Below are 20,712 nucleotides of genomic sequence, written 5' to 3'. Positions count from 1 at the left end.
AGGGCCGAACACCGTGTTTCGCGGTGCCGCCGCGCGTGAATGACCGCCGCAGTGTAAAGATTTGCTACAACCTTTTTCTTGGACACCGCGGAAAGACCCTCTATGCTGGCCCATTTGCCGCCGGCCCGGCAGGGCCGCGCGACCCCGAACCGCACGGGCACGCCTCGTGCGGACGGCCGAATTGCATACGAGGAGAGAGGCATGACGCGTTCCGTCGATTCCGGCGTCATTTTTTTCGCGCGCCTGGCGCTGGCGGCGTTGTTCTTGTGGGGCGGCGTGATGAAGCTGCTCGGCTACAGCGATTTCATCGGCTATCTGCACGGGCTGAACGTGCCCTATCCGCAGGTGACGGGGCCGGTCGTCGTCACGATCGAAGCGCTCGGCGGGCTGCTGCTGATCGTCGGCTACAAGGTGAAGCCGCTCGCGTTGCTGATGGCGTTCTATACGATCGCGACCGCGATGGTCGGACACAATTTCTGGGACGCGACGGACGCCGCGGTCCAGCACGACATGGTGATCCACTTCTGGAAGAACGTCGCGATCGCCGGCGGTTTCCTGCTGCTGTTCGTGACCGGCGCCGGCGGCGCAAGCATCGACGCGCTGCGCCGGCCGAGTTCGTCGTACGGCGCGCTGCGCTGAATTGAACCCGGTTGAACGGCGCGACGCGCGCACGTCGCCGCGCTGAAGCCCAAACAAAAGGGCCGAATCCCGCACGCCGCGGGATTCGGCCCTTTGTTCATCCAGCGGGCGCGTGCGCGCCGACGTTCAGCGCGTGTCCTTCGGGTCCTTCGCATCCTTCGAGAACTGCACGGCGATCGCGCCGAGCACGCAGATCGCCGCGACGTACACGACCGGCGCGAGCGGATTCGACTTCATCATCAGCGACACGATCACCGGCGTGAGGCCGCCGAAGATCGCATACGCGACGTTGTACGAGAACGAGATGCCCGAGAAGCGCACGACGGGCGGGAAGCTCTTGACCATCACGAACGGCACCGCGCCGATCGTGCCGACCATGAAGCCGGCGATCCCGTAGTACAGCGGCAGCGTCGACGCGTCGGCCGCGACCTGCGCGAACAGCAGGTAATAGCACGCGGCCAGCACGAGGCCGCCAATGCCGAGCACGCGCTTCGCGCCGATCCAGCCCGCGAGCGAGCCGGCGGTGATGCAGCCGGCCGTCAGGCACAGCGTCGCGACGCTGTTCGCGAACAGCGTGGTCGCGGGCGTCAGGTGAAACTGCTTCTGCAGCAGCGCGGGTGTCATCAGGATCACGACGACGATCGCCGCGGACAGCATCCACGTGAGCAGCATCGACACGATCACCGCGCGGCCGTGGTCGCGCAGCACGGCCTTCAGCGGAATCTCGGCCGCGAGCGCCTTCTTCGCCTTCATCTCGGCGAACACCGGCGTCTCGTGCAGCCAGCGGCGCAGGTACACGGAGAACAGGCCGAACACGCCGCCGAGCAGGAACGGAATGCGCCACGCGAATGCGGTGACTTCGGCGCCCGAGTAACGGCTGTTGATGCCCGCGGCGACCAGCGAGCCGAGCAGGATGCCGGCCGTAAGGCCCGCGGTCAGCGTGCCGCACGCGTAGCCGATGTGGCGCGACGGCACGTGCTCCGACACGAACACCCATGCGCCCGGCACTTCGCCGCCGACCGCCGCGCCCTGCAGCACGCGGAACAGCAGCAGCAACACCGGCGCGAGGATGCCGATCGAGTCGTAGGTCGGCAGCAGGCCCATCAGCAGCGTCGGCACCGACATCATCAGCACGCTCAGCGTAAACATCCGCTTGCGGCCGAACAGGTCGCCGAAGTGCGCCATGATCACGCCGCCGAGCGGGCGCGCGAGATAGCCGGCCGCGAAGATGCCGAACGTCTGCAACTGGCGCAGCCAGTCGGGAATGTCGTGCGGGAAGAACAGCTGCCCGATCGCGGGTGCGAAGAACACGAAGATGATGAAGTCGTAGAACTCGAGGGCGCCGCCGAGTGCGGCAAGGCCAAGGGTCTTGTAGTCGCTGCGCGTGAGCGCGCGTTCGGCGGCGCGAGGCACGCCGCTCAATTCGGAAGCTTGCATGGTCAGGACGATCGGTTTTCGAATGTAGTTGTCGGTGCTGCGTCTCCAGAACCCGCTATCGGCATGGACTGGCAAGGCGCGGCCTGCGTCGTCGAGCGTGCGTCGAATGCCGGATGGGGCATGTGACACGCACCGTCGCACCGGGATGGGGCACGACGCAGACGAAGCGTCAAAGCGGGTGGGGGGATTCTACAGGAGCGCGAAATGCGCGCGCGCGGGGCCGCGCCGAGGCATGCTTCGAACTTCGTCGAGCCCGAAACGCACGCGGCGCGGCAGGCGGGAGCACCGCTTGCCGCGCCGCGTGTGACAGGGTCTGCGCGATCAGTTGCCGGCGATCGTGTCGACCGGCTTGAACGCGCCGTGCTCGACCTTGTAGATCGTCACCGGCGCATCCTTCAGGTCGCCCTTCGCGTCGTACGCGATGCTCGGGGCCGACACGCCCTTGATCGACACCTTGCCGAGATACGGCGTATAGACCTTCGGGTCGGTCGAGTTCGCGTCCTTCATCGCGGTGAGCAGCGCGATCGTGCCGTCGTACGAGTAGGGCGAATAGGTGATCACGTCTTCGTTGAAGCGTGCCTTGTAGCGCGATGCGTAGCCGGCGAAGCCCGGCATCTTTTCCTTCGGCAGCCCGCCCATGTAGACGATCGCGCCTTCGGCCGCGTCGCCGCCGACCTTCAGGAACGTCGGCGAGCGCGACATCTCGCCGGTCACGAAGGCGGACTTCATCCCGAGCTGGCGCATCTTGCGGATCATCGGCGACGACTGCGCATCGCCGCCGCCGTAGAAGATCGCGTCCGGGTTGATGCCCTTCAGGTTGGTCAGGATCGCGGAGAAGTCGAGCGCCTTGTCGTTCGTGAAGTCGCGCTTGACGATCGTGCCGCCCGCGGCCTGCACGGCCTTCGCGAATTCGTCGGCGATGCCCTGGCCGTAGGCCGTGCGGTCGTCGATGATCGCGATGCGCTTGAAGTGCAGCGTCTTCACCGCATACGTGCCGACGATGCGGCCGGCCTGTGCATCGCTCGTCAGCAGCCGGTAGGTCGTCTTGTAGCCGCGCGCCGTGTATTGCGGCGACGTCGCCATCGAGATCTGCGGCAGCCCCGCGCGATCGTACAGGTCGGACGCCGGAATGCTCGTGCCCGAGTTGAAGTGGCCGATGACCCCGCGGACGTTGTCGTCGATCAGCCGCTGCGCGACCGTCGTGCCGGTGCGCGGGTCGGCCTGGTCGTCCTGCGAGTCGAGCTGGAACGTGACCGGCTTGCCGCCGATCGTCGGATTCGTCGCGTTGAAATCGGCGATCGCGAGTTGCACGCCCTTCTGCATGTCCGAGCCGTAGTTCGACTGCGGCCCCGTCAGCGGTGCGGCGAAACCGATCTTGACGACGTCGGCGGCGATGGCGTGTGCGCCCGACAGTGCGCAGGCAGCAGCCAGCGCGACGTGCGATACCTTCAGCTTCACTTTCACTTCCCCTTGATGGCATGGTTGGGCCGCCGCCGGCCAGCTGGCCGGCGCGGTAAACCGGGCGAGACGTATCGGGTTGCAGGCCTTTCCGAAAGCCGTGCGGGGTGTGCCATGCGCTGCGCGGGTTGTGCCGGAATCGGCGTGCGCGGCGGCGGCGGGATGTCGTCTCGTAACCGTTGATCGAAGTCTAGGTAGCGAAAATGCGCGCGTCTTGCGCGTTCGGAGCGCGGGCGGCGACGATTTCGGCATATCGTCGATAACCCTGATATATGCTGAAATCGTCATGACGAGTGCGCAAACGCGCCAAGACGCGACACGCCGGCATTTTTAGGATGGCGGGTTCGGGCGCGCGTAGTCTCGGCGCCGGCGGGGTGAGCCGATAGCGTCGGCAGCGCCGGCCGTGCGCGACGCCAGGCAACCTGCCGATGCGAAATCGTGCCCGCCGGACGTGCGTGCGGCGCAGTGGTTGCGCGCACAACCGCACGGCGCATGACGTGCTTGCCGGCCCATGCGAATCGCCCGATCGGTGCCGAGCGACGGCGGGTTGCGCTTGCCGCCATTCGCCGGGCCGCCCGATCGCCACGACGCGTTCGAGACGGCGCTCCTATAATCGACGCCATCAGCCACCCCCTTCGCAGATGCCGGGATGACGACCTTGCTTGCCGCACCGCCCATGAGCCTGTCCGATACGTTGCGCTACCAGCCCGACAACGCCGATCTCGGCGCGATGCTCGCGCACTTCCGCCTGCTCGAGCCGGTGTTCGATGCGCTGCCCGACGTCGCGTTCTTCGTGAAGGACGCGAACGGGCGCTATGCGCTCGTCAACCGCACGCTGGCGATGCGCTGCGGCTACAAGGACAAGCGCGACCTGCTCGGCAAGACGACCGACGAAGTGTTTCCGCGCCGCTTCGGCAAGACCTATTTCGAGCAGGACATGGCGACGATCACCGCGGGCCAGCAGCTGATGGACCAGCTCGAGCTGCATCTGTATCCGGGCCGCCAGCCGGGCTGGTGCCTGACCTGCAAGGAGCCGCTGCGCGACGCGGCCGGCAAGGTGGTCGGCCTCGCGGGCATCTCGCGCGACCTGAAGGCGCACGAGGGCTCGCATCCAGCCTACAGCAAGCTCGCCGACGTGGTGCAGCACATCCAGGATCACTACGTGCAGCCGCTGAACCTGAAGCAGCTCGCGCAGATGGCGGGGATGTCGGTCGCGCAGCTGGAGCGCTACTTCCACAAGGTGTTTCACCTGACGCCGCGCCAGGTGCTGCTGAAGACGCGGCTCGATGCGGCCACGGCGCTGCTGGTCACGCACGACAAGGTGACCGACGTCGCGGCGCTATGCGGATATACGGATCACAGCGCGTTCACGCGCCAGTTCAAGGCGACGGTCGGCGTGACGCCGACGGAATACCGGCTGATGCTGCAGGACCGGGCAGGGTGAAGTGACGCGCCGGCCGGGCCGGCGGATCTGAAGGGGCGAGACGGGATTCGGCGTGCGGCGGCTCAGCGGTAGCCGAGCCCTTTCAGGACGGCCGTGCCGTCTTCGGTCAGCCGGAAGCTCGGCGCCGTGTCGGCATCGAGCTTGATCATCTCGACGAGGCCGGCTTCCTGCAGCGCGGGCAATTCGGGTTTGGCGTTCGCGCCGATCGGTGCGTGCAGCAGCACGAGCAGCGTCGCGATTTCATGATGGCTGAGCAAACGGCGCAGCATCGTCTTTTTCACTGGGGGGGCGGCCGGGCGGCCCGCGGGTGCATCTACGGCGCTCATCGCTGTCCTCCTTTTCGGGATATCCGTCGGGTACTGGTTGCGGATGGTGCCGTCGGAGACTTAAGCGATTCTTAAAACCGCCGGGGTCGCGCGGATGTTGCGGTGCGGTGTGCGTTACCGGATGTAACGCCCGCCGGGCGGCCGTTTCCGGCCGCCGGCGGCCGGCCTTGCCGGGCGGGCGCCGCGGCGGGATTCACCACGATGGTGCGGTCGCGCGGCGCGCGTCGCAGGGTCGTCGTGTTTTTCTCATTCGATTCGACCCCTGGACGAAATTGCCTGCTCCCTTATTTCCTGCGCTGGGCCTGCGCGGCGAGCCGCACAGCCGCGTTGGCCGCGCCGTAGCCGTCGTAGCCGCCGCGCCGCTCGACGATTTCGAGCGAGAAGCGGTTATCGACCAGCTCGGTATACGCGTGCAGGAATTCACCGCCGTTTTCGTCGCGGTCGTACAGCAGGTGGTGGGCGCTCAGCGTGTCGATCAGCTCGTCCGGCAACGCGTAGCGCGCGGCCAGATCGTCGTAGTAGTTCGGCGGGATCCGCAGGAACGGCACGCCGTCGGCCGCGAACGCGGCGACCGTCTTCACGATGTCGTCGGTCCGGAACGCGACGTGGTTCAGCCCTGTGCCGTGATAGCGGTCGAGCGATTCGGCGACGGCCGTATGACGGTCGACCGACGCATTCAGCGCGATGCGCACCGAACCGTCCGTGCTGCGCACCGCGCGGCTGCGCATCAGGCCGTACGGATCGGGCACGAGCCAGCTGCGCTCGGCCTCGAAGCCGAAGGCGGTCTTGAAGAACAGGATCCACGTGTCGAGCGCGTCGGCCGGCAGCGCGAGGCAGACGTGGTCGATGCCCGTCAGCGGGCCGACCTCGCTCGGGCCGTCGATGTCGGTCAGCACGAAATCCGATTCATACAGCGTCGGTGCGTTCGGCGTCTCGTCGACGAAGTATTCGAGGCTGCCGTCCGGCGCCTGCACGCCCGGCAGCACGCGCTCGTTCGGGCCGACGCGCCCGGAAAACGGCGCGTAGCCGAAGCCGGCCGCGCGCTCGAATGCCACTTTCGCATCGTCGACGCGGAACGCCGACGCACACAGCGACAACCCGTGCTGCTGGAAGAACGCGTCGGCGAACGAGTCGCGCTCGGCGTTCAGCACGATCGACGCGGCACCGTGCTGGAACAGCGTCACGTCCTTCGACCGATGACGGCCTGCGAGCCGGAACCGCATCCGGCCGAGCCATTCGCCGACGGTGGCCGCCGCCTGCGCGTCGACCGCGAATTCGATGAACTGGAACCCGACGTGCGCGGGCGGTGCCGGCGGCGCGAACAGCGGCTGGTCGGCGGCCGGCGCGCGGCCGTCCTGCGCGAGTCGCGCGCGCGTCAGTTCTTCCAGATAGAGCAGCGAGCGGTGGCCGTCGGCGGCCGTGATCGCGGTCGGCGCGGCGCGGAAGCCGTCGTTGAAGATCTCGAGCGACAGCGGCCCCTTGTAACCGGACTCGATCACGCGGGCGGTGAAGCGCGCGAGGTCGAAGTCGCCCTGGCCGGGGAACGAGCGGTAGTGACGGCTCCATTCGAGCACGTCCATCGCGAGCTTCGGCGCATCGGCGATCTGCACGAACGCGATCCGGTCGCCCGGGATGTCGGCGATCGCGTCCGGCGAATCGTCGAGCGATAGCGTATGGAAGCTGTCGAGCGCGAGGCCGAGGTGCGGGTTGTTCACCGCGTTCACGAGCTGCCACGCATGGCCGTACCGGTTCACGACGCGGCCCCACGCGAGCGCCTCGTACGCGGCGACCACGCCCGCCTGCCGCGCGGCTTCGGCGAGCGCGCCGAGCTGGTCGACCAGCAGCGCGTCGTCCGCGATCGTGTCGGGCGACACGCTGCTGCACACCAGGATGCGGTCGGTGCCGAGCGCGTGCATCACGTCGAACTTGCGGCGGATGCGGTCGAGATTGCGGGCGAGCTGGGCCGGGCTCACGCCCTCGAAGTCGCGAAACGGCTGGAACAGCACGATGTCGAGGCCGAGATCGGCGGCCATGCGCCGCACGTCGGCGGGCGATCCGTCGAAGTAGACGAGGTCGTTCTCGAAGATTTCGACACCGTCGAAGCCGGCGGCCTGGATGGCGGCGAGCTTCTCGGCGAGCGTGCCGGACAGTGACACGGTGGCGATCGAGCGCTGCATGGGCGAATCCTGCGGATGAGCGGGGTGTGGCGTCGGCCGGATCGGGCCGGAATGAACCAGTCGTTGAATTACCGGTGAGCGCCATATCCCGAATTTACTAGGGGAGTGAGTGAAATTATACAAACTAACTAGGTGGTACAAATTAGCGAAAACCCGAAAAGACATTGCGCTTGCGCAAGCGCACACTAGCGCCAAATCTTGACGTCAGAGGGCGAAGTCGACTAGCGATTCGCCCCTGTTTTAGGAGCAGAAACACCATGAGCAAGCACAAGGTGCTGGTGCTGAACGGCCCGAACCTGAATCTGCTGGGGACCCGCGAGCCCCATATCTACGGCGCGGAAACCCTCGCCGACCTCGAGCAGCGTTGCCGCACGGCGGCCGACGGGCTCGGGCTGGAGATCGATTTCCGCCAGTCGAACGCCGAGCACCAGCTGATCGACTGGCTGCATGCCGCGCGTCACGACACGCACGGCATCGTGATCAATCCGGCCGCCTACACGCACACGTCGGTCGCGCTGGCCGACGCGCTGTCCGCGATCGCGAAACCCGTGATCGAGGTGCATATCTCGAACGTGCATCGCCGCGAGGCATTCCGTCACCACTCTTATGTGTCGGCGGTGGCCGAAGCCGTGATCTGCGGCTGCGGCACCGAAGGCTACGTATTCGCGCTGCAGCGCCTGTCGACCATTTTTGCCCAAGGAGCCGCACGATGAGCCGCCCGTCTTTTCTGATCGGCCTGATCGGCCAGGGCATCGGCGGTTCGCTGTCGCCCGCGATGCACGAGGAAGAAGGCTTCCGCCAGGGATTCGGCTACGTGTACCGGCGCATCGATCTGGACGTGCTCGGCGTGAGCGCCGACGCGCTGCCGGAACTGCTCGATGCCGCGCAGCGGATGGGCTACAACGGGCTCAACATCACGCATCCTTGCAAGCAGCGCGTGATCGAGCACCTCGACGCACTGTCGGACGACGCGCGCGCACTCGGCGCGGTCAACACCGTGCTGTTCAAGGACGGCAAGCGGATCGGCCACAACACCGACTGGTCGGGTTTCGCGAAGTCGTTCCGCCGCGGGCTGCCCGATGCGTCGCTCGAACGTGTCGTGCAGCTCGGCGCGGGCGGCGCGGGTGCGGCCGTCGCGCATGCGGCGCTGCAGATGGGTGCCGCCGACCTGACGATCTTCGACGTCGACGGCACGCGCGCCACCGCGCTCGCGGGTGAACTGCAGCAGCGCTTCCCGGCCGCCCGGGTCACGCCGGGCAGCGATCTCGCGGCCGCGATGCAGGCCGCGACCGGCCTGATCCATTGCACGCCGACCGGCATGGCCAAGCATCCGGGCCTGCCGCTGCCGGCCGAGCTGCTCCGCGCGGGCATGTGGGTCGCCGACATCGTGTATTTCCCGCTCGAAACCGAACTGATCCGCGCCGCGCGCGCGGCCGGCTGCGCGACGCTGCCGGGCGGCGGGATGGCCGTGTACCAGGCCGTCGATGCGTTCGAGATCTTCACCGGACGAACGCCGGACGACGAGCGGATGTTCGAACACTTTCAGTCGCTCGTCGCACGCTGACCCTTCTAGCGACCAGCTGAAAAATAGACCAGGAGACAACCATGCAGCACACCACCCACACGAACGCCGCGCCCGCGGCGGCCGGTACGGTCCGGCGGACCTCGGCGCGCTACAAGATCCTCGCGCTGCTCGCGATCGGCACGATGATCAACTATCTCGACCGTACCGTGCTGGGGGTGGCTGCGCCGCAGCTCACCAAGGAGCTCGGCATCAACGCGGCCGTGATGGGCATCATGTTCTCTGCGTTCTCGTGGACGTACGTCGCGATGCAGGTGCCCGGCGGCCTGTTCCTCGACCGCTTCGGCAGCAAGATCACCTATTACTGGTCGATGACGTTGTGGTCGCTGTGCACGCTCCTGCAGGGCTTCGTGCCCGGCGTCGGGACGCTGCTCGCATGCCGGCTCGGCCTCGGCGTGACGGAAGCGCCGTGTTTCCCGACCAACAGCCGCGTCGTCGCGACGTGGTTCCCGCAGAATGAACGTGCGATGGCGACCGGCACCTACACCGTCGGCGAGTACATCGGTCTCGCGTTCTTCAGCCCCGTGCTGTTCGCGCTGATGGGTGCGTTCGGCTGGCGTTCGCTGTTCTGGGTCGTCGGTGGGGTCGGCATCGTGTTCGGCCTGGTCTGGTGGAAGTTCTATCACGAGCCGCGCAACCATCCGGCCGCGAATTCGGAAGAACTCGCGTACATCGAAGCGGGCGGCGGTCTCGTGCACGGCGCGCGCAAGGACGGCGACAAGGGCGGCAAGCCCGCCCAGGCCAAGTTCAGCTGGGCGATGGCCGGCCAGCTGCTGAAGAAGCGCCAGCTCGCGGGGATCTGCCTCGGCCAGTTCGCCGGCAACTCGACGCTCGTGTTCTTCCTGACCTGGTTCCCGACCTATCTCGCGACCGAGCGCCACATGGGTTGGCTGAAGATCGGCTTCTTCGCGATCATGCCGTTCATCGCCGCGTCGGTCGGCGTGATGTTCGGCGGGATCTTCTCCGACTGGTTGCTGCGCCGCGGCAAGTCCGCGAACCTCGCACGCAAGCTGCCGATCATCGCCGGCCTGCTGCTCGCGTCGACGATCATTCTCGCGAACTACGTGCAAAGCAACGAAGCCGTGATCGCGATCATGTCGGTCGCGTTCTTCGCGCAGGGGATGGCCGCGCTCGGCTGGACGCTCGTGTCCGACATCGCGCCGGACGGCCTGCTCGGCGTGACCGGCGGCATCTTCAACTTCGCGGCGAACCTGGCCGGCATCATTACGCCGCTCGTCGTCGGCTTCATCGTCGCATCGACCGGCTCGTTCGTCGGTGCGCTGGTGTTCATCGGCGTGATCGCGTTGATCGGTGCGCTGTCGTACATCTTCGTCGTCGGCGACATCAAGCGGATCGAACTGTAAGCACCGGCTCCACGCACTCTCGGTGCGTTCGCCCGGCGACCTGTGGGTCGCCGGGCTTTTTTGTATCCGCTCGCGACTGCGAAGCGGTTCAGGCCGCCGCGCTCACGCGTGCCGCATCGTGATCCCGAGCGATTCGACCGCCTGTGCGATCGCCGCGACCGCCCGCCGGATGTCGCCGGCATCGATCGCGCCGATGCAGCCGACGCGGAACGTCTCGAGTTGCGTCAGCTTGCCCGGATACAGGATGAAGCCCGCGTCGCGCACCGCGTCGTAGAAGCGGCGGAAATCGTAGGCCGGATGGTCGGGCGCATGGAACGTGACGATCACCGGCGCCTGCACACCGGCGTCGAGGAACGGCGTGAAGCCGAGCGCGCGCATCGATTCGACCAGCGTCCGGCAGTTTTCCGCATAGCGCGCACCGCGCGCGGGCTGGCCGCCTTCGGCCAGGTATTGGTCGAGCGCGGCGCGTAGCGCGGCGATCACGTGGGTCGGCGGCGTGAAGCGCCACTGGCCCGTCTTGCACAGGTACGCGTACTGATCGTGGAGGTCGAGCGCGAGCGACCGCGAGTTGCCTTCGCACGCGTCGAGCGCAGCGCTCCGCACGATCGCGAACCCCATCCCCGGCACGCCTTCCAGGCATTTGCCGCTCGCCGAGATCAGCGCGTCGATCCCGCTGTCCGCCAGGGTGATCGGCAGCGCGCCGAACGAACTCATCGCATCGACGATCAGCCGCTTGCCGTGCCGCCGGCACACGGCCGCGATCGCGTCGAGCGGATTCAGGATGCCGGCACTTGTTTCCAGGTGCACCAGCGCGACGTGCGTGATGCGCGGCTCGCGCGCGAACGCGGCTTCGACCGCGCCGGGGTCGACCGCCGCGTTCTCGCCGAACGGCAGCGCGATCGACTCGATGCCGAGCCGGCCGAGGATCTTCAGGATGCGCGCGCAATACGCGCCGTTGTCCGGCACCAGCACGACGCCGTCGCGCGGCACCAGCGTGCCGAGCGCGGCTTCGACCGAAAACGTGCCGCTGCCTTGCATCGGCACGCACACGTATGCGTCGCCGCCGCGCGCGATCGTGACGAGATCCGCGCAGACGCTCGCCGTCAGTTGATTGAAAGCGGCGTCCCACGAGCCCCAGTCGTGTTGCATTGCGTGGCGTGTTGTGGCGGACGTGGTGAGCGGGCCGGGCGTGAGCAGAATCGGGTCCGACATGATTTTTCTCCAGCAAAGGTCGGATGAAACGCCAGGGCGGCATTTCTGAATGACTTGCATGATATTGGCAAAATGTGTCATTTTTTGGAAATTGTGGCACACGTCACGGCGTTGTCATCGAACGCTGTGATCCTTCGGTTGCCGCGCGAGACCACCTGCAGCGCGGCAGCGAGACGGGCCGGTTGTCGGTCTGTCCGACTGAAAGGAGCCGGATCGTGCCCCGGCCGTTTGGTGTTCCGCCTACGGAGAAGTGAGATGACACTGCAGAATTCCTCGCGCGCCGCTGCCGGCGCGTTCCGCAAGCTCGCGCTGGCCGCCTGCGCCGCCGGTCTGCTGCAAGGTGCCGCGATGCCCGCGCACGCGGCGAACGCGGTCGTGCTGTATACGGCGGACGGTCTCGAGAACCTCTATCGCGATGTGCTGCCGGCGTTCGAGAAGAAAGAAGGCGTCAAGGTCAACATCGTGACGGCGGGCAGCGGCGAGGTTGTCAACCGCGCGAACATCGAAAAGAATTCGCCGAAGGCGGACGTGATCGTCACGCTGCCGCCGTTCATCCAGCAAGCCGGCCAGATGGGCCTGCTGCAGCCGTACCAGAGCGTGAACTACAAGAACGTGCCGGCGATCGCGAAGGCGGAAGACGGCACCTGGGCGACGTTCGTGAACAACTACTTCTCGTTCGCGATCAACCCGGACGTCGTGAAGAACCAGCCGAAGACGTTCGCCGACCTGCTGTCGCCGGCCTACGCGGGCAAGGTCGCGTACTCGAACCCGGCGACCGCCGGCGACGGGATGGCCGTGCTGATCCTGACGACGTCGCTGATGGGCGAGGACAAGGCGTTCGACTACCTCGCGAAGCTGTCGCAGAGCGTGAAGTTCCACACGAAGGGCACCGGCTACCTGAATGTGCTGCTGTCGCGTAACGAGATCAGCGTCGCGAACGGCGACCTGCAGATGGACCTCGACGACGCCGAGCACGGCGCGCTGTCCGTCAAGCCGATCTTCCTGGCCGCGAAGGACGGCGACCAGCCGACCACGTTCCAGCTGCCGTACGGCATCGGCCTGATCAAGAGCGGCCCGAATCAGGACGCCGGCAAGAAGCTGATCGACTACCTGATGTCGACCGACGTGCAGTCGAAGGTGCCGGACATGTACGGCATCCCGGGCCGCACGGACGTGCCGCTGGCCGGCAAGAACGGCGAGGCGGTCAAGAAGGCGATCGCGGGCGTGAAGCTGATCCCGGTCGACTGGACCCAGGTGATGGCGAAGAAGCCGGTGTGGATCGAGCGCTGGAAGAAGGACGTGATCGGCAGCTCGGGCAAGCAGCTCGACGTCGTCAAGCCGAAGTGATCGGCGCACGCTGCCTGTATTAGTGAGCAAGAGGATGAACCCGGTGGAAACCACCCTGACCCATCCCGGCGCATTCGGCGCCGCCGAACCGCAAGCAACGCTGCGGTCCGGCGCGCCGGGCGGCGTGCAGATCGAGCACCTGAGCGTGCGCTACGGCGCACGCACGGTGCTGGAAGATCTGTCGCTGTCGATCGGCGCCGGTGAATTTCTGACCGTGCTCGGCAAGAGCGGCTGCGGCAAGACCACGCTGCTGCGCTTCATCGCCGGGTTCGTGAAGGCCGACGGCCTGACCGGCACGCTGACCGTGGCCGGACGCGACCTGACCCATGCGCCGCCGCACAAGCGCAACCTCGGTCTGCTGTTCCAGAATTACGCGCTGTTCCCGCACCTGTCGGTGTTCGAGAACGTCGCATTCGGGCTGCGCGCACGCGGCATGGCGTCGCCGGAGGTGACGCGCCGCGTCGCCGACGCGCTGAAGCTCGTGCAACTCGGCGACGCGGGCCACCATCTGCCCGCGCAACTGTCCGGCGGGATGCAGCAGCGCGTCGCGCTGGCGCGCGCGCTCGTGATCGAGCCGGACGTGCTGCTGCTCGACGAGCCGCTGTCGGCGCTCGACGCCAATCTGCGCGCATCGGTGCGCAGCGAACTGAAGGCGCTGCACGAGCGCCTGCCGAACCTGACCGTCGTCTGCGTGACGCACGACCGCGACGACGCGCTCGTGCTGTCCGACCGCGCGCTGCTGATGCGCGACGGCCGCATCGCGCAGCTCGGCACGCCGCAGCAGCTGTACGACGCGCCGCGGGACGGCTACGTCGCGCGTTATCTCGGCCTGGCCAACCTGCTGCCGCCGCACGTGATCTTCCCGCTCGGCGACCCGCGTCACGACGTGCGCGGCAAGGTCGCGTGCGTGCGCCCCGAGCGGCTGACCGTGATGCCGCTCGCGGCGGGCGGCCTGCACGGCACGGTGTCGTCGGTCGAATGGCAGGGCGCGGACCTGTCGATCGCGGTCATGATCGACGCGGCGCCCGACGAACCCGTGCGCGTGACGATGCAACGCGGCCGCGGCGCGGCTCCCGAGCGCGGTGCGCGCGTGTCCCTGCATTGCGAGGCAGACGATGTCGTCCTTATCGAGCCCTGAAGCCGGCCTGCCGCCGCACGTGCTCGCGTCGGCCGCCGCGCATGCCGCCGCCGCGCGGCGCCGCAAGCGCATGGGCGACCTGCACCTCGCCGCGCTCGCGATCGTCGTGCTCGGCCCGCTCGTCGTCTATCCGCTGGTGCGGCTCGTGCTGCTGAGCGTGTCCGGCGATCACGGGCTGAGCTTCGCCGCATACCGGACCTTCTTCGGCAACCCCGATACGCGCAACGTGCTGCTGACGACGGTCGGCGTGCTGTTCGCGAGCGCCGGCACCGCATCGGTGCTCGGCGTGCTGCTGGCCGCGCTGCTGTTCTTCAAGCCGTTCCCGGGCGCGTCGCTCGTCACGCGCTTCCTGGAACTGTACGTCGCGTTCCCGTCGTTCCTCGTCGCGTTCACCTTGATCTTCCTGTACGGCTCGCAAGGCTCGATCAGCATCGCGCTGCAGCACCTGTTCCATCTCGAGAACCCGCCGCTCGACTTCCTGTTCGGCATCGGCGGCGTGATCCTCGCGCAGACCGTGTTCTATACGCCGTTCGTCGTGCGGCCGACGCTCGCGTCGTTCGCGACGCTCGACCTGCGCCTGATCGAAGCGGCGCGCAGCCTTGGCGCGTCCGGCTGGATGCTCGCGCGCCGCGTCGTGCTGCCGATCGCGTGGCCGGGCATCGCCGCCGGCACGGTGCTGTGTTTCCTGCTGACGCTGAACGAGTTCGGGATCCTGCTCGTGCTCGGCAGCGCGCGGCTCGTCACGCTGCCGGTCGCGATCTACAGCAGCGCGACCGTCGACCTCGACCTGCCGACCGCGTCGGCCGGCGCGGTCGTGATGCTCGCGCTGTCGCTGGCGCTCTATACGGTTTATCGCCGGGTGAACCGGCGTGCGACGGGAGGGAACGATGTCCGCTGAATTCCATATCGGGCAAGCCGTGCCGCGTCATCGGATCGGCTGGAGCGACACGCTGCTCAAGCATGCGTCGCGCGCCGCGCTCGCGCTGGCCGCGTTCGCCTGCTTCTGGCTGTTCGTGCTGCCGGTCATCGTCGTCGCGCTGTCGAGCGTGTCGACGCAGTGGTCGGGCACGATCCTGCCGGCCGGCTACAGCCTGCGCTGGTTCGAGCGGCTCGGGTCGCCGGAATACGACGCGCTGCTGACGAGCCTCGAAATCGGCTTCGGCGTGTCGGCGATCGGCACGATCCTCGGGCTGTGGCTTGCGCTTGCACTCGAGGGGCGCGACCGGCGCGGTCTCGGCGCGGTCGTCGACGCGCTCGTGATGGTGCCGAACGGTGTGCCGAGCGTCGTGCTCGGGCTCGCGGTGCTGATCGCGTATCACCAGAAGCCGCTCGACCTGTCGAGCTCCGCGGCGATCGTCGTGCTCGTGCAGCTCGCGCTGATCCTGCCGTTCTGCTATCGCTGCGCGGCCGCCGCGCTGCGTCCGGAGCTGACCGTGCTGCGCGAAGCGGCGGCGAGCCTCGGTGCACCGCCCGCGATGGTGCTGCGCCGCGTGCTGCTGCCGCAGCTCGTGCCGGCGCTGCGCGCGAGCCTCGCGCTCGGCTTCGCGCTGTCGCTCGGCGAACTCGGCGCGACGCTGACCGTCTACCCGCCGGGTTTCGCGACCGTGCCGATCGTCGTGATCGGCCAGGTTGAGCGCGGCTATTACCTGCCCGCCTCGGCGCTGTCGCTGCTGATGCTCGGCGCGTCGCTCGCGGCGCTGCTGCTGATCGCCGCGCGCGTGCCGCGCGGCAAGCGGGCGGCATCATGAACGCCGCGTTCGCATTGCGACAGCCCGGCGAGCAATCGGCCGCGGGCAAGGGTTCGGCGGATCTCGCGGGACGTTCCGTCGACGTCAACGGCCGACGCCACCGGCTACCGGTCGAACCGACCGTCGTCATTTGCGTCGACGGCTGCGAGTACGACTATCTCGAGCGTGCGGTGGAAGCGGGCGTCGCGCCGTTCATCGGCCGGATGATCGCGCAAGGCACCGCGTGGCGCGCCGACTGCGTCGTGCCGACCTTCACCAACCCGAACAACCTGTCGATCGTCTGCGGCGTGCCGCCGTCGGTCCACGGAATCTGCGGCAACTACTTCTGGGATCCGGCCGCCGACGGCGGTCGCGGCGCCGAAGTGATGATGAACGACCCGGCCTACCTGCGGGCCGGCACGCTGCTCGCGGCGGCGTCCGACGCCGGCGCGCGGGTGGCCGTCGTCACGGCGAAGGACAAGCTGCGCCGGCTGCTCGGCTGGCAGATGAACGGCATCTGTTTTTCCGCCGAGAAGGCCGCGCAGGCGAATCTCGCGGAAAACGGGATCGTCGACGTGCTCGACTGGGTCGGCCTGCCGTCGCCGGACGTGTACAGCGCGGCATTGTCCGAATTCGTGTTCGCGGCCGGCGTGCGGCTCGCGCAGACGCGCCAGGTCGACCTGATGTATCTGTCGACCACCGACTACGTGCAGCACAAGTGCGAGCCGGGCAGTGCCGGCGCGAACGCGTTCTACGCAATGATGGACGGCTATCTCGCGCAGCTCGATGCGCTCGGCTGGGCGATCGGGCTCACGGCCGACCACGGGATGAACGCGAAGCACGATCCGGCCACGGGTCGCCCGAACGTGATCTATCTTCAGGACGCGTTCGACGGCTGGTTCGGTGTGCGGGCCGCACGCGTGATCTTGCCGATCACCGATCCGTACGTCGTGCACCACGGCGCGCTCGGCTCGTTCGCAACCGTCTACCTGGCGCCCGGCGTCGACCGGGTCGAAGCGATGTGGCGCGTCGGCGGGCTCGACGGCGTCGAGCTCGTACTCGACAACGCGGAAGCGGCCGCGCGCTTCGAACTGCCGGCCGACCGGATCGGGGATCTCGTCGTGATCGCGCGGCGCGACATGACGCTCGGCACGCGCGAGCGCGAACACGACTTGTCCGGGTTGACCGTGCCGCTGCGTTCGCACGGCGGCGTGTCCGAGCAGGAGGTGCCGTTGCTGTTCAACCGTCGGATCGAGCGGGACGACCCTGCACGTCGTCCGCGCAACTTCGACGTCTTCGATTTCGTGCTGAATCGGGTCGCGACATGATGGCTCACCCTCGACAGGATCACCCCGCGTTCCGCGCCGAGACGCTGCGCTGGTGCGGCACGCGCGCGACGCGCGACCGTGTGCTCGACGTCGCCGATCCGTACACCGGCACGCGCGTCGGTACGGCGCCGCTGGCGAGCGTCGACGATGTGCGCGCCGCGTTCGACTACGCGATGGCATACCGGCCCGCGCTCACGCGCTACGAGCGTTCGCAGATCCTCGAGCGCGCGGCCGCGCTGCTGCGCGAGCGTGCCGAGGAGGCGTCCGACCTGATCACGCTCGAGTCGGGATTGTCGAAACAGGATTCGCGCTACGAGATCGGTCGCGTTGCCGACGTGCTGAAGTTTGCGTCGGTCGAAGCGCTGCGCGACGACGCGCAGAGCTTCTCGTGCGACCTGACGCCCCACGGCAAGGCGCGCCGCGTGTTCTCGCAGCGCCAGCCGCTCGACGGCGTGATCGTCGCGATCACGCCGTTCAATCACCCGATGAACCAGGTCGCGCACAAGATCGCGCCGGCGATCGCGACCAACAACCGCGTGATCGTGAAGCCGTCGGAGAAGGTACCGCTGTCGGCGTTTTATCTGGCGGACCTGCTGTATGAAGCCGGTTTGCCGGAGCCGATGCTGCAGGTGCTGACCGGCGACCCGCGCGAAATCGCGGACGAACTCGTCACGCATCCGCATGCATCGCTGATTACCTTTACGGGCGGCGTGTCGATCGGCAAGGCGATCGCCGCGCGGGCCGGCTACCGGCGCATCGTGCTGGAACTGGGCGGCAACGATCCGCTGATCGTCCTCGACGATGCCGATCTGGAACGTGCGGCATCCCTGGCCGTGCTCGGTTCGTACCGGAATTCGGGGCAGCGCTGCACGGCCGTCAAGCGGATCCTGGTACAGCGCTCGGTCGCGCCGGCGTTTACCGAGCTGCTCGTCGAGAAGACGCGCGCCTGGAAGTACGGCGATCCGTTCGATCCCGCAAACGAAATGGGCACGGTGATCGACGACGTCGCGGCGCGGCTGTTCGAGGCCCGGGTCGGCGAGGCGGTCGCGCAGGGGGCGCGCCTGCTGACCGGCAACGTGCGGCGCGGTGCGCTCTATTCGCCGACCGTGCTCGACAACGTCGATCCGTCGATGACGCTCGTGCGCGAGGAGACCTTCGGCCCCGTTTCACCCGTCATCGCGTTCGACACGATCGACGACGCGATCCGGATCAGCAACGGGACGGCGTTCGGGCTGTCGTCGGGTATCTGTACGGACAGTACGGCCGCGGTCGTGCGGTTCGTGAACGAGCTGAACGTCGGGACGGTGAATGTCTGGGAGGTGCCCGGATACCGGATCGAGCTGTCGCCGTTCGGCGGGATCAAGGATTCGGGGCTCGGCTATAAGGAAGGCGTTCAGGAAGCGATGAAGAGCTTCACGAACCTGAAGACGTTTTCGCTGCCTTGGGAGTGAGCGGATGGCATTGACGGTGGAAGAGATCGACGGACTGTATCGCGAGCACGGCCATGTCGCGTACAGCGGCGAACCGGTCACGCAGCTGGAGCATGCGTTGCAGAGCGGCTTGCTGGCGGAGGAGGCGGGTGCCGACGAGGCGCTGGTCGCGGCGGCGTTCCTGCATGACCTGGGGCATTTGCTGAATCGGCAGGGCGAGACGCCGAGCGCGCGCGGGATCGACGACCTGCATCAGTATTACGTGCTGCCGTTCCTGCGGCCGCTGTTTTCGGACGCGGTTCTGGAGCCGATCCGGCTGCACGTCGACGCGAAGCGTTGCCTGTGCCGCACGGACGCCGGCTACTTCGAGAGCCTGTCGCCGGATTCGGTGCGCAGCCTCGCGCTGCAGGGCGGCATCTTCAGTGAAGCGGAGACGGCGGCATTCCTGCAGCGCCCGTTCGCGGAAGACGCGCTGCGACTGCGCCGCTGGGACGATGCGGCCAAGGAAGAGGGCAAGGCGACGCCGGATCTCGATCACTATATCGAGATCGTGGCGCGCCAGGTGCGCGTGAGCTGACGATTCGGCTGCATCCATATAAGGCCTCGCAATATAAGGCCCCGCACGCGGCAGCGTGCGGGGCCTTATATTTTTCACGAAACCCCTTGCGCGATTGCCGGCAGGTGCTTAGAATCACGCCTCTTTCGCGCTAACGGAAACGCAGCGCGGGAGAAGAAGGGAAGCGGTGCTGTCGGGCGGGTCGTAGCGGCCTCGGCGGTGCAGGAAGTTGAACCCCAGCCGTCGCAACGAAGTAGTTAAAAAGTTGTTGACGAACTGAAAAAAGCGGTTCATAATCTCGCTTCTCTGCTGCTGAAAACGCAGCGCTGCTGAGAAAGCCTCCGGGTCCTCGCAGAAATGCTCTTTAAAAATTAACAGCCGATAAGTGTGGGCGCTTGATGGAAGCGAGCTGATCTTCGGATCAGATAGCGAAAGTATCAAGAGTCTCACACTAAAGTAAGTCAGGTTTATGAAGTGATTCATATTCCTGTCAGCTTTGAGTGAGCGACCGGTTCTTAATTGAACCGAAAACAGTAACAGGTTTAAACTGAAGAGTTTGATCCTGGCTCAGATTGAACGCTGGCGGCATGCCTTACACATGCAAGTCGAACGGCAGCACGGGTGCTTGCACCTGGTGGCGAGTGGCGAACGGGTGAGTAATACATCGGAACATGTCCTGTAGTGGGGGATAGCCCGGCGAAAGCCGGATTAATACCGCATACGATCTACGGATGAAAGCGGGGGACCTTCGGGCCTCGCGCTATAGGGTTGGCCGATGGCTGATTAGCTAGTTGGTGGGGTAAAGGCCTACCAAGGCGACGATCAGTAGCTGGTCTGAGAGGACGACCAGCCACACTGGGACTGAGACACGGCCCAGACTCCTACGGGAGGCAGCAGTGGGGAATTTTGGACAATGGGCGAAAGCCTGATCCAGCAATGCCGCGTGTGTGAAGAAGGCCTTCGGGTTGTAAAGCACTTTTGTCCGGAAAGAAATCCTTGGCTCTAATACAGTCGGGGGATGACGGTACCGGAAGAATAAGCACCGGCTAACTACGTGCCAGCAGCCGCGGTAATACGTAGGGTGCAAGCGTTAATCGGAATTACTGGGCGTAAAGCGTGCGCAGGCGGTTTGCTAAGACCGATGTGAAATCCCCGGGCTCAACCTGGGAACTGCATTGGTGACTGGCAGGCTAGAGTATGGCAGAGGGGGGTAGAATTCCACGTGTAGCAGTGAAATGCGTAGAGATGTGGAGGAATACCGATGGCGAAGGCAGCCCCCTGGGCCAATACTGACGCTCATGCACGAAAGCGTGGGGAGCAAACAGGATTAGATACCCTGGTAGTCCACGCCCTAAACGATGTCAACTAGTTGTTGGGGATTCATTTCCTTAGTAACGTAGCTAACGCGTGAAGTTGACCGCCTGGGGAGTACGGTCGCAAGATTAAAACTCAAAGGAATTGACGGGGACCCGCACAAGCGGTGGATGATGTGGATTAATTCGATGCAACGCGAAAAACCTTACCTACCCTTGACATGGTCGGAATCC

The 20,712-nt window shown here is 66.5% G+C and carries 18 protein-coding genes and 1 rRNA gene; 13 read left to right on the top strand and 6 right to left on the bottom strand.

All coding sequences use genetic code 11. The features are described from left to right. Nucleotides 1-201: 201 nt before the first annotated feature. A complete protein-coding gene (locus DID98_RS31675) occupies nucleotides 202-639 on the top strand; it encodes a DoxX family protein (RefSeq protein WP_044845736.1) in 438 nt (145 codons plus the stop codon). A 126-nt stretch (nucleotides 640-765) separates the two neighbouring features. Here DID98_RS31675 and DID98_RS31670 read toward each other — a convergent pair whose 3' ends face one another. Further along, on the bottom strand, nucleotides 766-2,076 hold the full coding sequence (locus tag DID98_RS31670) for an MFS transporter (RefSeq protein ID WP_044845735.1): 1,311 nt from the start codon (nucleotides 2,074-2,076) through the stop codon (nucleotides 766-768). 321 nt (nucleotides 2,077-2,397) lie between these two features. Continuing rightward, nucleotides 2,398-3,534, bottom strand: a complete 1,137-nt coding sequence (locus DID98_RS31665) for a branched-chain amino acid ABC transporter substrate-binding protein (RefSeq protein WP_044845855.1) — start codon at nucleotides 3,532-3,534, stop codon at nucleotides 2,398-2,400. Between the two features lie 649 nt (nucleotides 3,535-4,183). Here DID98_RS31665 and DID98_RS31655 point away from each other — a divergent pair. Further along, nucleotides 4,184-4,978, top strand: coding sequence for an AraC family transcriptional regulator (locus DID98_RS31655; protein ID WP_044845733.1), 795 nt, complete (start codon nucleotides 4,184-4,186; stop codon nucleotides 4,976-4,978). Nucleotides 4,979-5,040: 62 nt separating this feature from the next. Here DID98_RS31655 and DID98_RS31650 read toward each other — a convergent pair whose 3' ends face one another. Together DID98_RS31650 and DID98_RS31645 are read right to left on the bottom strand one after the other, a co-directional pair. Further along, nucleotides 5,041-5,304, bottom strand: a complete 264-nt coding sequence (locus DID98_RS31650) for a hypothetical protein (protein ID WP_059528378.1) — start codon at nucleotides 5,302-5,304, stop codon at nucleotides 5,041-5,043. Nucleotides 5,305-5,588: 284 nt separating this feature from the next. Beyond that, entirely contained in the window at nucleotides 5,589-7,481 is a 1,893-nt protein-coding gene (locus tag DID98_RS31645; RefSeq protein WP_124489357.1) for a bifunctional sugar phosphate isomerase/epimerase/4-hydroxyphenylpyruvate dioxygenase family protein, read from the bottom strand. 257 nt (nucleotides 7,482-7,738) lie between these two features. On the opposite strand from DID98_RS31645, the gene aroQ reads away from it, so the two are divergent. The 3 genes from aroQ to DID98_RS31630 are packed head-to-tail and all read left to right on the top strand — an operon-like array spanning nucleotide 7,739 to nucleotide 10,427. Further along, nucleotides 7,739-8,194: a type II 3-dehydroquinate dehydratase gene (gene aroQ, locus DID98_RS31640; protein ID WP_044845730.1), complete on the top strand. Its 456-nt coding sequence runs from the start codon at nucleotides 7,739-7,741 to the stop codon at nucleotides 8,192-8,194. Beyond that, nucleotides 8,191-9,045, top strand: a complete 855-nt coding sequence (locus tag DID98_RS31635; RefSeq protein WP_124489358.1) for a shikimate dehydrogenase — start codon at nucleotides 8,191-8,193, stop codon at nucleotides 9,043-9,045. Before aroQ ends, DID98_RS31635 begins: the two co-directional genes overlap by 4 nt. 41 nt (nucleotides 9,046-9,086) lie before the next feature. Further along, nucleotides 9,087-10,427: an MFS transporter gene (locus DID98_RS31630; RefSeq protein ID WP_124489359.1), complete on the top strand. Its 1,341-nt coding sequence runs from the start codon at nucleotides 9,087-9,089 to the stop codon at nucleotides 10,425-10,427. Nucleotides 10,428-10,529: 102 nt separating this feature from the next. On the opposite strand, the gene DID98_RS31625 is transcribed toward DID98_RS31630, so the two are convergent. Next, nucleotides 10,530-11,639 (bottom strand): 2-aminoethylphosphonate--pyruvate transaminase, encoded by a 1,110-nt coding sequence (locus tag DID98_RS31625; RefSeq protein ID WP_124489360.1) that lies wholly within the window; start codon nucleotides 11,637-11,639, stop codon nucleotides 10,530-10,532. A gap of 255 nt (nucleotides 11,640-11,894) precedes the next feature. Here DID98_RS31625 and phnS point away from each other — a divergent pair, with 255 nt between their 5' ends. Genes phnS through DID98_RS31585 form a run of 7 tightly spaced genes read left to right on the top strand, consistent with a single transcriptional unit; the run spans nucleotide 11,895 to nucleotide 19,186 of the window. Beyond that, nucleotides 11,895-12,986, top strand: coding sequence for a 2-aminoethylphosphonate ABC transporter substrate-binding protein (gene phnS / locus DID98_RS31615; protein WP_044845726.1), 1,092 nt, complete (start codon nucleotides 11,895-11,897; stop codon nucleotides 12,984-12,986). 34 nt (nucleotides 12,987-13,020) lie between these two features. Next, nucleotides 13,021-14,124, top strand: coding sequence for a 2-aminoethylphosphonate ABC transport system ATP-binding subunit PhnT (gene phnT, locus DID98_RS31610; protein WP_124489362.1), 1,104 nt, complete (start codon nucleotides 13,021-13,023; stop codon nucleotides 14,122-14,124). Then, the gene (locus DID98_RS31605; protein ID WP_124489363.1) at nucleotides 14,102-15,022 is read left to right on the top strand and encodes a 2-aminoethylphosphonate ABC transporter permease subunit; all 921 of its coding nucleotides are present in this window, start codon (nucleotides 14,102-14,104) and stop codon (nucleotides 15,020-15,022) included. Before phnT ends, DID98_RS31605 begins: the two co-directional genes overlap by 23 nt. After that, the gene (gene phnV / locus DID98_RS31600; RefSeq protein WP_044845723.1) at nucleotides 15,012-15,872 is read left to right on the top strand and encodes a 2-aminoethylphosphonate ABC transport system, membrane component PhnV; all 861 of its coding nucleotides are present in this window, start codon (nucleotides 15,012-15,014) and stop codon (nucleotides 15,870-15,872) included. The genes DID98_RS31605 and phnV overlap by 11 nt, the downstream gene beginning before the upstream one ends. Beyond that, nucleotides 15,869-17,179 carry a phosphonoacetate hydrolase gene (phnA, locus tag DID98_RS31595; protein ID WP_124489364.1) on the top strand — a complete coding sequence of 437 codons (1,311 nt, stop codon included), beginning with the start codon at nucleotides 15,869-15,871 and terminating at the stop codon, nucleotides 17,177-17,179. The genes phnV and phnA overlap by 4 nt, the downstream gene beginning before the upstream one ends. Beyond that, a complete protein-coding gene (phnY, locus tag DID98_RS31590; RefSeq protein ID WP_044845721.1) occupies nucleotides 17,176-18,630 on the top strand; it encodes a phosphonoacetaldehyde dehydrogenase in 1,455 nt (484 codons plus the stop codon). Before phnA ends, phnY begins: the two co-directional genes overlap by 4 nt. A 4-nt stretch (nucleotides 18,631-18,634) precedes the next feature. Beyond that, nucleotides 18,635-19,186, top strand: a complete 552-nt coding sequence (locus DID98_RS31585; protein WP_124489365.1) for a phosphonate degradation HD-domain oxygenase — start codon at nucleotides 18,635-18,637, stop codon at nucleotides 19,184-19,186. Between the two features lie 114 nt (nucleotides 19,187-19,300). Here the strand turns inward: DID98_RS31585 and DID98_RS35990 are convergent, their stop codons facing one another. Continuing rightward, nucleotides 19,301-19,648, bottom strand: a complete 348-nt coding sequence (locus DID98_RS35990) for a hypothetical protein (protein WP_185640912.1) — start codon at nucleotides 19,646-19,648, stop codon at nucleotides 19,301-19,303. A 61-nt stretch (nucleotides 19,649-19,709) separates the two neighbouring features. On the opposite strand from DID98_RS35990, the gene DID98_RS31575 reads away from it, so the two are divergent. Beyond that, a 16S ribosomal RNA gene (locus DID98_RS31575) occupies nucleotides 19,710-20,712 on the top strand; the annotation flags it as partial.

It is taken from the genome of Burkholderia sp. Bp8984 (assembly GCF_003853755.1).
Taxonomy (GTDB): Bacteria; Pseudomonadota; Gammaproteobacteria; order Burkholderiales; family Burkholderiaceae; genus Burkholderia.
Note: the sequence above shows the minus strand (reverse complement) of the source record. Positions and strands in the feature narration are given on the sequence as shown.